This window comes from Pseudoalteromonas sp. S558, assembly GCF_005886635.1.
GTDB classification, from domain to species: Bacteria; Pseudomonadota; Gammaproteobacteria; order Enterobacterales; family Alteromonadaceae; genus Pseudoalteromonas; species Pseudoalteromonas aliena.
This window is the reverse complement of sequence record NZ_PNDU01000189.1, coordinates 1-14404: the sequence shown is the minus strand read 5'-3', so window position 1 is coordinate 14404 and position 14404 is coordinate 1. Positions and strand designations below refer to the sequence as shown.

General features: G+C 40.0%; 11 protein-coding genes. 7 read left to right on the top strand and 4 right to left on the bottom strand.

Features of this window, described 5'->3' with window-relative positions; all coding sequences use genetic code 11:
* Window positions 1-186: 186 nt before the first annotated feature.
* The 3 genes from CWB66_RS13410 to CWB66_RS13400 are packed head-to-tail and all read right to left on the bottom strand — an operon-like array spanning window position 187 to window position 1926.
* Complete coding sequence (locus tag CWB66_RS13410) at window positions 187-600, bottom strand: biopolymer transporter ExbD (protein WP_077535415.1); 414 nt, start codon at window positions 598-600, stop codon at window positions 187-189.
* On the bottom strand, window positions 593-1144 hold the full coding sequence (locus tag CWB66_RS13405; protein ID WP_077535414.1) for a MotA/TolQ/ExbB proton channel family protein: 552 nt from the start codon (window positions 1142-1144) through the stop codon (window positions 593-595). Before CWB66_RS13405 ends, CWB66_RS13410 begins: the two co-directional genes overlap by 8 nt.
* A 14-nt stretch (window positions 1145-1158) precedes the next feature.
* Complete coding sequence (locus CWB66_RS13400) at window positions 1159-1926, bottom strand: energy transducer TonB (protein ID WP_167368301.1); 768 nt, start codon at window positions 1924-1926, stop codon at window positions 1159-1161.
* A gap of 67 nt (window positions 1927-1993) precedes the next feature.
* Here CWB66_RS13400 and CWB66_RS13395 point away from each other — a divergent pair, with 67 nt between their 5' ends.
* The 6 genes from CWB66_RS13395 (at window position 1994) to CWB66_RS13370 (ending at window position 9630) form a co-directional block, all read left to right on the top strand.
* The gene (locus CWB66_RS13395; protein ID WP_138585764.1) at window positions 1994-2911 is read left to right on the top strand and encodes a heme/hemin ABC transporter substrate-binding protein; all 918 of its coding nucleotides are present in this window, start codon (window positions 1994-1996) and stop codon (window positions 2909-2911) included.
* A 5-nt stretch (window positions 2912-2916) separates the two neighbouring features.
* Window positions 2917-3972, top strand: a complete 1056-nt coding sequence (locus CWB66_RS13390; RefSeq protein ID WP_138585763.1) for a FecCD family ABC transporter permease — start codon at window positions 2917-2919, stop codon at window positions 3970-3972.
* Window positions 3972-4757 carry a heme ABC transporter ATP-binding protein gene (locus CWB66_RS13385; protein ID WP_138585762.1) on the top strand — a complete coding sequence of 262 codons (786 nt, stop codon included), beginning with the start codon at window positions 3972-3974 and terminating at the stop codon, window positions 4755-4757. The genes CWB66_RS13390 and CWB66_RS13385 overlap by 1 nt, the downstream gene beginning before the upstream one ends.
* A gap of 153 nt (window positions 4758-4910) precedes the next feature.
* A complete protein-coding gene (locus CWB66_RS13380) occupies window positions 4911-6722 on the top strand; it encodes a glycoside hydrolase family 3 protein (protein ID WP_138585761.1) in 1812 nt (603 codons plus the stop codon).
* Between the two features lies 1 nt (window position 6723).
* Window positions 6724-7458 (top strand): 5-oxoprolinase subunit PxpA, encoded by a 735-nt coding sequence (locus CWB66_RS13375; RefSeq protein WP_138585760.1) that lies wholly within the window; start codon window positions 6724-6726, stop codon window positions 7456-7458.
* A gap of 153 nt (window positions 7459-7611) precedes the next feature.
* Window positions 7612-9630 carry a S9 family peptidase gene (locus CWB66_RS13370; protein ID WP_138585759.1) on the top strand — a complete coding sequence of 673 codons (2019 nt, stop codon included), beginning with the start codon at window positions 7612-7614 and terminating at the stop codon, window positions 9628-9630.
* Between the two features lie 550 nt (window positions 9631-10180).
* Here the strand turns inward: CWB66_RS13370 and CWB66_RS13365 are convergent.
* Entirely contained in the window at window positions 10181-11782 is a 1602-nt protein-coding gene (locus CWB66_RS13365) for an isocitrate lyase (protein ID WP_138585758.1), read from the bottom strand.
* A gap of 225 nt (window positions 11783-12007) precedes the next feature.
* On the opposite strand from CWB66_RS13365, the gene CWB66_RS13360 reads away from it, so the two are divergent.
* Entirely contained in the window at window positions 12008-14197 is a 2190-nt protein-coding gene (locus CWB66_RS13360; protein ID WP_138585757.1) for a malate synthase G, read from the top strand.
* Window positions 14198-14404: the final 207 nt, after the last annotated feature.

Genomic DNA, 14404 nt, shown 5'->3' with positions numbered 1-14404 from the left:
AAGGGTTCTGCCTAGGGGCAATTTACTCTTTGTTGCTCGGTTTTTACTTAGCCCATAGGTTACAAACCTCACGCCGCGATTAAATCGCCCCTAGATTGAACAAATTTTAATCCTGAAAGGTCAACAGGCCCTAGTAGTCTCAAGCCGCTGCACTATAACAAAATAAAACTCAAATGATAATCATTATCACTCGCTTTTAACTAAAATATTTGCAACTTGGTATTTCTCTCTCGACAAAGCGGCCAATAGCACAACAAGCTCACCACTTGGTACTTGCTCATCAACGGCTAAATAAAGTGGGATATCTTGTTTTTCTGCTTTTAATGCTGTTATAGCACTACTTAACGAGTCATAGAGTTGGTGGTCAAATCCATATTGTGTTTTTTTATTATGAATACGTACACTCAACACTTGCACATCAGATTGCTGTACCGGCGTACTGGTATTTTTTCCTGTATCAGGGAGAGTTACATCAAGCATATTTAATTTTACTGCCGCAGTGAGTAGCAAAAACACCAACAAAATAAACAGCACATCTAATAAGGCTGTTAAATCAGGTAATAAAGGGGGGGTTGAATTATTTTTGGGCAGCTCAAGCATGCGGGCATTCATTAAATGTAAAGGTATAATTTAGATGATTAATAACACGTGTAAATTCATTTTGTAGAGCATCCAACATGCCATTTAATAAGCCACTTGCTAATAAGCATGGAATAGCAATAACTAATCCAGCCATAGTCGAATACATCGCCTCCCATAGTCCATCGGCGAGTAATGCAGGGGTAACAGCTTGATTTGTTTGTGCTATATTTTTAAACATAAGGACTAATCCCCACACAGTTCCTAATAAGCCCATTAATGGGCTTAAAGAAGCAAGTAAACTAAGTATATTTAAACGCTTACGCCAGTTAACTAGACAATCTTGTAAGTACAACTGGCACCACTGCAGACGCTGTTCGCTTGGTTGTTGTTGTTTACTCTTAAGCGCCTTTGCAAATTGACTGTGCCCAGCTTTATGTTGCTGTAACTGCAGCTTAGCAACGAGCATTACGAAACTGCGCTCAAGCACAATAGCCAGTGCAATTATCGATAAACATAATAACGGCCAAGCCATTATGCCAATGGCATTAAATATAAATTTCATACGATCACTCTTAATTATACGTTTAACGAAAATTTAATTGGCACACTAAACAATGCTTTTACTGGATGGCTATTTTTTAATACAGGGTAAAACTGCCATTGCGCCACATTATTAAGTGCAGCCTGATCAAGCTCTACAAAACCACTGCTTTTGATCAGCGTAAGCTTGGCTATTTCTCCATTTTTATTTAGTTCTATTTGCAACATGGCGACACCTTCATAACCTCTTTTCTTTGCACGTAATGGATAAGATAAAGTAGGTTTTGGGGCTTTAAATAAAGGTAGCTTTGCAATGTTCACTAGTTCACTGGTCGCTGAATTTTGTTTACTTAACTCAGCTGCAGAAGCCATCTGTGTCGGCGTTTTTAAAGAGTCAGCCTTAACGCTTGCTGCTGTTTTTGAAGGTTTCCGCTGCACAGGTTTCTTTTTGGCGACTGTTTGCTGATTAACTGTTTTCTTTGTTTGTGGTTTTATTTTACGAGGCGGCTTATTTATAACCGATTTGCTTATAATTTTGCTATCTGGCTTTGTTGTTTTACTAACGTGCCGCCTTTGACCTGAAAACATTGTACTCGCTGTAGGCTCAATTACAGCTTGGGGCTGCTCGCTTGCTTTTACCAAGAGGCTTTTGCTTATCGCGACTTGTGAATTAATCAGATTAATTGAGACTTTATCGGCTCTTTGCCCCTGTAAAAACGTAATAGGGGTGTGCGTCTCGGGTTGAATAAACAAACCAATAAAGTGGAAAAACCCAGATAGAATGATAAAAATAGTAAATTTCATATCTTTTAAATATAAATGATAACTGTTATTATTTGCATTAACCAATGGTATCAATATCGGATTTGTTATGAAACCCCTATTTACATATTTAGTCATCGCTAGCTTTTTAATCACTACGAACATATCTCAAGCATTAGAACCTACCCCGCAAAGAGTCGTAGTATCTGGTGGTTCAATAACCGAAATAATTTATGCACTTGAAGAACAAGATCGCATTGTAGGAGTCGACAGCACTAGCGTGTTTCCTATTGCTGCAACACTAAAACCGCAGATAGGTTACGTACGAAAGATAAGCACTGAAGGCATACTCTCTTTAATGCCCGATCTTGTTTTAGGGGAAGCCGACACTGGGCCAAAAAAAGTCGTCTCGCAACTACAAAGTACGGGCGTAAATATGGTTATTCTCTCAGAGGAAGATAACTTTTTAACCATAGAGAATAAAATTAATCATATTGCAAAATTGCTTAATGTACCTGCTAAAGGCCACACTTTAGCAAACAGCCTAAAAGCCGATAGAGATGCACTACGCTATGTTTTATCACAATCTGATTATAAACCTCGCGTGCTCTTTGTTTTAAGCGTTCGCAGTGGACAACCTATTGTTGCTGGGGCGCATACCTCTGCAAATGAGTTAATTAATGCTGCTGGCGGCATTAATATAGCTGCAAAGCACTTAGATAACTGGAAACCACTTTCAACCGAAGCTGCATTAGCATTTAACCCCGATGCAATTATAACGATGGGCCGTCATGGTGATGACCCTCTTACCGACATAACCAAATTAGCTCATTTTAAGTTCTCTAACGCAGCAAAAAATAAACAAGTGTATAGTTTTGATGGCAGTTACTTATTAGGTATGGGTCCACGTACTCCGCAGGCCGTAGTTGAACTTGCCAGCGTATTACATCCCAGTACTCAACTGCCTACCGGTTATAAGTTTCGCTTTGCTAAAACCTCTCAAACAACAACTGAACTAAGCGAGTAATCAACATGCTTGCATTAGGCAGTACCATGCTCACAGGGCATAAACAGCGCAAAATGGCGATCCCGTGTTTACTCATAGCCTGTGTTTTAATGTTTTTTATGGCGCTTAGTCAAGGTGGGGTTAACTTAAGTTTTAGTGAAATAATCGCCATTATTAACAATCTTGAAAGTGATAGTTTAAAAAATGCAATTATTTGGCAAATCCGTTTACCACGTATTGTATTAGCTATGGTGGTAGGTGCAGGCTTGGCTGCGTGTGGCGCTGCTATGCAAGCTATTTTTAGAAATCCATTAGCCGATCCTGGTTTAATTGGCGTATCCAGTGGCGCTGCACTTGGCGCGGTAGCAACCATAGTATTGGGCACCAGTCTATTTACTAATTTTAGTAACACTTTTGGCGTTTACGCTGTGCCTATAGGCGCTTTTTTGGGCTGTATTGCTGTATGTACATTTATTTATAGATTAAGTGCGCACAGTGGCCAGTTTACTATTATTAGCTTATTGCTTGCAGGAATAGCCGTAAATGCAATAGTTGGTTCATTTATTGGCGGGCTCACTTTAATTAGTAACGAGCAGCAACTTCGGGACCTTACGTTTTGGAGTATGGGATCGCTTGCTGGCAACCATTTTGCAATGATGCTGCCATCGCTTTGTATTATTGTCATTAGTATTTCGCTGTTAATGCGCTTAGCTAAACCACTCAACTTATATTTACTTGGCGAAGCACAAGCTAAACATTTAGGCATAAATGTTACCCGTCTCAAAAAACAGGTCTTTATTTGCACTGCCCTTTGCACAGGTGCTGCGGTATCTATTACCGGCATAATTGGCTTTGTAGGCTTTATAGTGCCTCATATTGTGAGATTAATATTAGGACCCGATCATCGTTACTTAATGCCCGCAAGTATATTAGGTGGGGCATTATTACTAAGCTTTGCCGATTTATTTGCACGTACTGTGATGCTACCCGCTGAGCTTCCAATTGGTTTAATAACTAGCGCAATCGGTGGCCCATTCTTTTTACTTATGCTATTAAAAACATACAAAAAACGGAGTCACTAATGCTGTGTGCTAACAATATTTCTGCACAAGTCGGCTCAAAATGCTTACTGAATAATGTTGATTTTTACGTAAAACCAAAAGAAGTCATTGTCATTATTGGTCCTAATGGCGCTGGTAAATCGTCGTTATTAAAAGCGCTTTGTGGCGACATTAAACTGACACAAGGCAGTATTGTGCTTGACGAGCAACCATTGCATACATACACGGTTGAAGATTTAGCTACGCGCCGCGCCGTATTGACTCAAAATTATGAACTCGATTTTCCGTTTACCGTAAATGAAGTTGTTGATATGTCTCACTTTGCTCATCAAATGCAATATAGCCGACAAACTTTGAAGGAATTTTCAAACCAAGCCATAGAGGCGCTTGGCATTACGCATTTAAAAGATCATACTTTTACGCAACTCTCAGGCGGAGAAAAGCAACGAGTTCAGCTAGCCCGCGTGCTGTGCCAAATTCAACCTACTTTAAAAACAAATAAACCGGCCTACTTACTCATCGACGAGCCAACATCAAGCTTAGATATTTTTCATCAGTACGATGTAATGGCTCAAGCCAAAAATATTGCACAACAAGGTGCTGGTGTTGTGGCAGTGATCCATGATCTATCATTGGCGGCAAGTTTTGCCGATAGAATTTACATGATTAATAACGGTGTAATTGAAGCAACTGGCCTTCCTGAGGAAGTGTTAACCGCAGAGCGACTTAAGCACGTTTATAATATTAGCGCTCAGCTCAATAACAGAGTGCCAAATATGCTTCCACATTTACAAATACGTTGTTAAAAAGAAGGTTTATAAAAACGCCTTCTGTATGGCTTTGCAGTTGCATCAAAAAGTAGATAAGCTGCATATACTTATCTATTTTATTTAGCCTTGGAGTAAGTTTTGCTAAATAAGTATGTTGTATCGTCTATCGTTTTTTTATCTGGGTGCTTAATGCCATTACAATCTTCGTTTGCTAAACCTGTACTTTCTCTTGAGCAACAACTTGGCCAAAAACTTATGCTTGATCTTCGCTATTTTTGTGAGCAAGGCAGCAGTAAACAATGCAGAACACCATTAACTCAATTACCAAACGAGCTTGCACAGGCAATTACAAAGCATAATATTGGTGGTGTTATTTTATTTTCTGAAAATACCCAATCAGTTGAACAAATAATTACCCTTAATAACCAATTGCAAGCCGCAGCAAGCCAATCCAGTAGTAAACTGCCGTTATTCATATCAATAGATCAAGAAGGCGGACGTGTCGCTAGACTACCACGTGATGTCGCCACCTCATTTACAGGTAATATGTCGATTGGTGCTACATATAAAAAACACGGAGTAAGCTTTGCGACTAAAACAGCCTCTGTTATTGCTAAAGAGCTGAGTACTTTAGGTATAAACGTAAATTACGCGCCCACGGTTGATGTAAACATGAACCCTGACAACCCCGTTATTAACGTACGTTCATTCGGTGAGAACCCTGCAATAGTAGCTGAACTTGGCGCTGCGCAGGTTGCAGGTTTTGAAAACAACGGTGTTATCACCTCGTTAAAACACTTCCCTGGGCACGGCGATACAAACGTAGATAGCCATACAGGTTTACCCAAAGTAAACCATTCTAAAGAGATTATTTATGAGCAAGATTTAGCACCGTTTAAACACATTATCGCCAAACAAAACCCTGGTATGATAATGACGGCGCATATTCAATACCCAGCCCTTGATAGCACCACATTTTTAAGTGTTGATGGTAAAACGATGATAAAGCCCGCGACTATGTCACGTAAAATCATTACTGATATTTTACGAGGCGAGCTTAATTATCAAGGTGTAGTAATAACGGATGCACTTGATATGGCAGGTATTAGCCACTTTTTCACACCCACTCAAGCTGTGATCAATACATTTTTAGCAGGTGTTGATATAGCTCTGATGCCTATTGAAATTAGAACACCAGACGATTTAATAAAATTAGATGAACTAATTAAAGAGCTTGTTGAGGCAGTCAAAGAAAAACAACTAAATAAGCAGGAAATATCACAATCGGCTCAGCGTATCGTTTTACTTAAAAACAAATTTGAGTTAAGTACTCATTTTGACCCTATCAACGCACTCATAAATGCAAAGCAAACAATTGGCAGTGCAGCACATCGTGAAATAGAAGCGCAGCTTGCTGTAGAGGCAATAACGCAAGTTAAAAATAAACAAAACACTTTACCGCTTAATCTTAAATCGGGTCAGCATGTGCATATTATTATGCCTGACACACGTAAATGCATGGCAATGCAGCAAGCGATTGAAGCTATAAGTGATAAAAAGCTCAACTATACCTGTAGTAGTCTCCAAGGATTTAATCCACAACAAGCACATGCAGATATTACTACTGCCGACGTGATCATTGCTGGTAATGCCACGCCCAATCAAAGTGCGGTAGAAATTGGTGGTATGGACGATTTAAAAGACGATCCTAATTTTGCACTTAATAATGCAGAGCAACCAAAAGCCCTTAAATCATTACTCAACTTTGCTAAAACCAAACATAAAAACACTGTATTTATAAGCCTCAGAGCGCCTTACGATATTGCCGAATTTGGCGATTATGCCAATGCTGTGCTCGCATCATATGCATATAATATTGATGTAGATAAAGACGATATGGTAGCGGGCCCTGCTTTTACAGCGCTTGCGAAAGTGTTATTAGGCAAAGCGCCTGCTAACGGCGTATTACCTGTCACGATAAAACCGCAAGAAGCGCACTGATATGAAACTTAACTGTGATTTAGGAGAAAGTTTTGGTGCATGGAAAATGGGCCTTGATGATGACGTAATGCCACATATTGATATGGCTAACATTGCCTGTGGTTTTCATGCCGGCGATGCCGACGTAATGGCAAACACTCTTCTACTTGCCAAACAACATAACGTACAAATTGGTGCTCACCCAAGCTACCCAGATTTGCAGGGCTTTGGTAGACGTTCAATGGTACTTAGCGAAAAAGAGCTTACAAATTGCCTACACTACCAAATTGCTGCCCTTGATGGCATGGCAAAAGTACAAGGTTTAACACTTAGCTATGTAAAACCCCATGGCGCGCTTTATAACGATATGATGAATAACGAGCAAATATTAAAAACCGTTATAAGTGCTATTGCTAATTACCCGAGCGATTTAAAATTAATGATTTTAGCCACTGAAAATGCCAATAAGCATACTCAAATAGCTAAAGACTTAGACGTTGAGCTAATACTCGAAGCATTTGCCGACAGGCAATATAACGATGACGGGCAGCTAGTTTCACGAAAACTTGAGGGCAGCGTTCACAACAAAACTGCATTACTCAAACAAGTAACTCAGCTTTTATCCGATGGTAGTGTGACAACACGGACAGGAAAAAAATTAATGCTTAATGCACATAGCTTATGTGTGCATGGCGATAATGCCGATGGTATCGCACTTATAAAAGAGATTAAAGCGCTTTGTAACTCAGCCAATTAGGCTTTTCACACAACCTTAAATTATAAGCTGTAAACCCCCTTTACAGCTTTAACTCACAGATCAAATTTAGAGTTTCATCGCATCCTTCTATTAATCCTTGTTTACCTAACATATAACTGTATTAACAAAAGTAAAATCACAACAGGGATAAAAATGAAAAAACTTTTAACACTTAGCCTCGTTTTAGGCTGTAGCAACTTAGCTTACGCTGAAACAAACACACTACAATTACAAGATGTATTCAATTTAGAGTACGCCAATCAAATAGACATAACCGAAGATGGTAAAACTGTTTACTTTGTACGTAATCGCATGGACATAAAAACGGATCGTAAAGTAGGTAATATTTGGTCCGTTGATTATAAAACAAAACAAATGCAGCCATTAACCTCTGGCATTCATATGGATTATTCGCCAGTACTGTCACCTGATGGTGAGAGGCTTGCGTTTATATCAACCCGCGATGGTAGCAGCCAAATATATATTAAATGGCTCAAAACAGGTGCTATGGCAAAAATTAGCAACTTAACCAGCAGCCCGCATGCAATCACTTGGAGCCCTAATTCTAACCAATTAATATTTAGCATGTTTGTTCCAAGCGCTACTTCTGCGCCAGTAAGCTTACAGGGCAAACCAAAAGGGGCAACGTGGGCAGAGCCCGCCAAGTTTATTGATGATGTTTATTATCGTTCAGACGGTGGCGGTTATACACAAAAGGGTTTTAATCAGCTATTTACCATAGACGCTAACGGCGGTAACGCTAAACAACTCACCCATGATGAATTTAATAACGCCAGTGATGTAAGTTTTAGTAAAGACGGCAAGTCGCTTTATTTTTCTGCAAATAGACATGAAAACTACCAGCTAAAACCCACGAACAGTGAAATTTATCAACTTGATTTAGCCTCACAAAATATAACCGCAATTACCGACCGCAATGGCCCTGACGAACAGCCTAAAGTATCGCCCGATGGTCGTTACTTAGCGTACACAGGTTACGATGATAAACGCACTAACTACGAAAACACTCAGCTTTATATTCGCGATTTAAAAACAGCTAACACAACAAGCTTAACGCCTGATTTTGATCGCAGCGTAGGTCAAATAAAATGGAGTGCAAATTCAAAAGGTCTTTACTTTAGTTACAACGATAAGGGTCAAACGGCCCTTGCCTATCAACCACGCAACGGTAAACGTAAAATAATTACAGAGCAAATTGGCAGCGTTGCCTTTGGCCGCCCTTATTCTGGCGGCGACTTTGATGTGAGCGAAGACGGTGAAGTCGCCTTTACCCTTGCCGATACCCAGCGCCCTTCAGATATAGCAACAATTAAACGTGGTAAAGCGCAGCGCTTAACAACCCTTAATAAAGATGCATTGGGCAACAAAGCTTTGGCTAAAGTGGAAGAAATTTGGATTAAATCAAGTCACGATGAGCTGCCAATTCAAGGTTGGATTGCCTACCCGCCAGAGTTTGATAGCAGCAAAAAATACCCGCTAATACTAGAAATTCACGGCGGCCCAGTTGCTAATTACGGTCCACACTTTAGCACCGAGATTCAACTTTTTGCAGCAAAAGGAAATGTCGTTTTATATATGAACCCACGTGGTAGTAATTCATACGGAAAAGAATTTGCACAAACCATTCATCATAATTACCCAAGTAACGATTTTGATGACTTAATGACTGGCGTTGATGCAGTAATAGCGAAAGGCTTTATTGACGAGTCTAAATTGTTTGTAACCGGTGGCTCTGGCGGCGGTGTATTAACTGCATGGATTGTAGGTCATACCGATCGCTTTGCTGCAGCTGTAGTTGCTAAGCCTGTTATTAATTGGATCAGCTTTGTACTAACTGCCGATTTTTACCCGTTTTTTGCTGATTACTGGTTTCCGGGTAAACCGTGGGATCACATTGAGCACTACATGAAACGCTCACCGATTAGCTATGTTGGAAACGTTAAAACTCCTACTATGCTGCTCACTGGTGAATCTGACTACCGTACACCAATTTCAGAAACTGAACAGTTTTATCAAGCACTAAAACTACAAGGCGTTGATACCGCAATGGTGCGCATTCCTAATGCTTCACATGGTATTACAGCTCGTCCATCTAATTTAATGACTAAGGTTGCTTATATTCAATGGTGGTTTGATAAACACACTAAATAAACTCTGGATAATAAATTTATAGCTTAAATAAAAGTCACTTCAAACAAGTGGCTTTTGTATTTACTGCGGTAGTATTCAAACTGTAAACCCCCTTTACACTTCTATGACAATTAAATATCGGACTTAGCTAAAACTTCAGTTAGTAAAATTTCGGTTTATAGCATTTTTTATTACTTGAGTTGGTAAAAAATCGGTTTGGGTCACTGTTTATAACCTCTCAGTTAGTAAAATTTTGTTTTATAGCAACGAGAAGTTAGTAAAAAATCGGTTTGTGAATTCGCTAAGTTTGTCGATTAAAGCAAAAATCAGTCACTTATCCACATTTTTAGGTCGCTGTAAAAGCTATTTACAGCAAAATCACTTAAAAAATGCCGTTTTATGAGAGGTTAGTTAAACTCTGATCCGTACATTCACTCAGGTAGTTAAATAGTGATCCAAAATAATTTGGTTAGTTAAACTCTGATCTGTAATTATGCTTCAATGTTCTAACTTTATTTAAAGCAATTAAAAAGGGCCTTAAGGCCCTTGAGTAACACTATCTAGTTAGGAATTAAAACTGGTTCATGGTGTTATCTTCACCACCGGCTTTTAGTGCGTTATCACCAGAGAAGTATTCTTTGTGCGTATCGCCCATATTAGAGCCAGCTAAATCTTGGTGCTTAACAGAAGCTTGATCACGGCGAATTTCTTGACGCTGAACATCACGTACATAAGCTAGCATACCCATATCGCCAAAGTAACCTTCTGATAAAATATCAGTGCTTAGCGCCGCTGTATGGTAGGTAGGCAGAGTAATTAAGTGATGGAAAATACCGGCTTCACGTGCGCCATCACGCTGGAAGTTTTGTACTAGTAAATCAGCTGCTTGTGCAAGTTCTGTTGCATCCATTTCTGGTGCCATAAGAGCTTTATTATCGCCAAGGCTTGGGTAAGCACTAAGGTCACGACCTTCATCAGCCCACTCTTGATAAACTTGCTCACGAAACTTAAGCGTCCAGTTAAACGAAGGTGAATTGTTGTATACCAGTTTTGCATTTGGCACCTGCTCTTTAACACGATTTACCAACTCTGCAATTTGTTTAACATGCGGTTTTTCTGTTTCAATCCACAGTAAATCAGCACCAGACTGCAAGCTAGTAATACAATCTAGTACAACACGGTCTTTTTCAGTGCCTTCGCGGAATTGGAATAAACCGTTATCTAGGCGAGTCGGTTTACATAACTGGCCATTAATTTTCATTGCCGTGTCGCCTTCATTTAAGTCATCAACACAGTTAATTGGTGTGGTTTCTAAAAATGCATTGTATTGGCTTGCTAAATCACCAGGCTTTTTCGATACAGGTACCTTTTGCGTAAGGCTCGCACCCAATGAATCGGTACGTGCCACAATAATACCGTTATCAATACCGAGCTCTAAAAAGGCGTAACGTACTGCGTTAATTTTTGCTAAAAAGTCTTCGTGTGGAACGGTAACTTTACCCGCTTGGTGACCACATTGTTTGGCGTCAGATACTTGGTTTTCTATTTGAATGGCACACGCACCGGCTTCAATCATTTTTTTAGCCAGTAAATAAGTGGCTTCCTCGTTACCAAAACCTGCATCAATATCAGCAATAATTGGCACAACATGGGTTTCAAAGTTGTCTATTTTATCAATAACAGCTTGCACATCACCGCCGTTTGCTTTGGCGTCATCTAAATCGTTAAATAAGTGGTCTAGTTCACGTGCATCGGCTTGTTTTAAAAATGTGTAAATTTCTTCAATTAGCGCAGGTACCGATGTTTTTTCGTGCATGCTTTGATCTGGTAGCGGGCCAAATGCAGAGCGAAGTGCGGCAACCATCCAGCCGCTTAAGTAGACATAGCTGCGTTTTGTCGTTTTTTGGTGGCGCTTAATTGCCATCATCATTTGCTGTGCAGTAAAACCGTGCCAACACCCTAAAGATTGTGTGTACTGGCTTGTATCTGCATCGTATGCTGCCATATCTTCACGCATTACGTCTGCTGTGTATTGTGCAATTTCAATTCCTGTACGAAAACGGTTTTGCAAACGCATACGACTTGCATATTCAGGGTTAATTGCATGCCATGCACTGCCTTGAGATTGGCAAAGAGTAGAAAGTGTATCTGTTTCGCGTTGATATGTTGTCATAATAAAGTCCTTCGAACGGGTATGTAATATTTAGTGTTATGAGAGTGGCTACCAAGCTCATGCTCCGTAGCGCTTAAATCAACATTAGGCTCATTTTTTAGATTTAGTAAATTTATAGTTGTTATTGCGGCTATAAATTTAATGAATGAGCAAAAAGCACTCAACGTAGCTTTTTTGAGTTATTGTTGTCTTAACGCACACTGCGACCGTTTAAGGAAGGCTATTATGACCCACACTCTCACACACTCAGGCCTCAGCGTAGATATTCAACTCGCTGACTTTGTAAAAAACCAACTATTACCTGGTACTCATCTAAATGAACAGCAATTTTGGCAGAACTTTGCAGGTATAGTTCAAACACTTACCCCTATAAATAAGACGCTGCTTGAAAAGCGAGAGCTACTTCAACAGAAAATAAACGACTATCATTTAACGAATAAAACGTGGAATAGCGCTAAATATCATGCCTTTTTACAAGATATTGGCTACTTAGTAAAAGAACCAGCAAACTTTGAAATAGAAACTCAAAGTGTAGAACCCGAGATAGCGCTTACAGCAGGCCCGCAGTTGGTTGTGCCTGTTAGCAACGCGCGTTTTGCACTTAATGCCGCTAACGCACGTTGGGGTTCGCTATACGACGCTTTATACGGCACAGATGTGCTAAGTGAAGACGATGGTGCAGAGAAAGGCAATACTTACAATCCTGTGCGTGGCTTTAAAGTAATGGCCTACGCTCGCCAGTTTTTAGATAAGGCATTGCCATTGACTAATGGCTCGCATATAGAAAGTACTAACTATTCAGTCATCAATGGTGCGCTTTCAATCACTTTACGCGATAGCTCTCAAACTACGCTAGCCAACCCATCTCAGCTTATTGGCTATCAAGGTGAAGCGCAAAACCCAACCGTGGTTTTATTAAAAAACAATGACTTACATATAGAGCTTCACATAGATCATCATCATATTATTGGCCAAGCAGATAAAGCGGGCTTAAAAGATGTTGTGTTAGAAGCCGCCCTTACCACCATTATGGATTGTGAAGATTCGGTCGCCGCCGTAGATGCAGAGGATAAAGTACAAGTTTATAAAAACTGGCTTGGTTTGATGCAAGGTAATTTAGTTGAATCTTTCAAAAAAGGTGATAAAACCATAGAACGAACACTGCAAAATGATAGAACATACACCGCACTCGATGGTGGCATTGTTACGTTAAAAGGTCGCAGCATGATGTTTGTACGAAATGTTGGCCATCTTATGACAAACCCTGCGATTACTGATTTACACGGCCAACCCGTATTTGAAGGCATTATGGATGCCATGTTTACAGCAACTGCTGCTCTGCATGACATAAATAAAAAAACCGGCATTAAAAACACCAGTGCACAAAGTATTAATATAGTAAAACCAAAAATGCATGGGCCCGAAGAAGTCGCGTTCACAAACACTTTATTTAGCCATGTAGAAGAAGCCTTAAGCTTACCTAAAAACACGCTTAAAGTGGGAATTATGGATGAAGAGCGCCGCACATCTGTCAACTTAAAAGCCTGTATTCATGCAGCTAAAGAGCGTGTTGTATTTATAAATACTGGATTTTTAGACAGAACAGGTGACGAAATTCATACCTCAATGCAAGCAGGCGTTGTACTTCCAAAAGCACAGATTAAGCAGCAACCGTGGATACAAGCTTATGAGGATCGCAATGTCGATATTGGCCTTGCCTGTGGTTTAAGTCATAAAGCACAAATAGGTAAAGGCATGTGGCCAATGCCAGATAAAATGGCATTAATGATGGAGCAAAAATCAGCGCATCCTAAATCAGGCGCTAATACGGCATGGGTGCCCTCCCCTACTGCAGCTACTCTGCATGCAATGCATTATCATGATGTAAACGTTTTTACTGAGCAGCAAAGTATTGCTAAACGCGCTATTGCAAGCCTTAGCGACCTACTTACACCGCCATTGATGGTCGATGCGAGTACGCTTTCAAAAGAAGATATTCAAAGTGAGCTTGAAAACAATGCACAAGGTATTTTAGGTTACGTTGTGCGCTGGATTAACCAAGGTGTAGGCTGCTCAAAAGTGCCCGACATTAACCATATTGGATTAATGGAAGACAGAGCAACCCTGCGTATTTCAAGCCAACATATGGCCAATTGGTTACTTCATGGTGTATGTTCAGAGTCGCAAATAAAGTCAACCATGGCTAAGATGGCTAAAGTGGTTGATAGTCAAAATGAGCATGACAGCGCATACACGCCAATGGCAACAAACGAAGAAGCCCTTACCAACAGCATCGCGTATCAGGCGGCAGTTGCCCTAGTTTTAGAAGGCGTAATGCAACCAAGTGGTTACACAGAGCCACTACTGCATAGCTACCGTATAAAATACAAAGCCCAAAAAACGAACACGCTTTAACTGCTTAACCAAAGTTCAAATTAAGTACTAAACCAGCTTTTAAGCTGGTTTTTTATCGCCTGAGATTAAAATAACAGCACTTTTATGACATTTTAACAGGCATTGATCAGACCCCTAGGCAACTTTTTGGATTTTATATAAATGCAACGCATGTCCACCAATGAGCCTTATTATTTTTTCCCTGAACTCATCAAAACCATCCAAGCT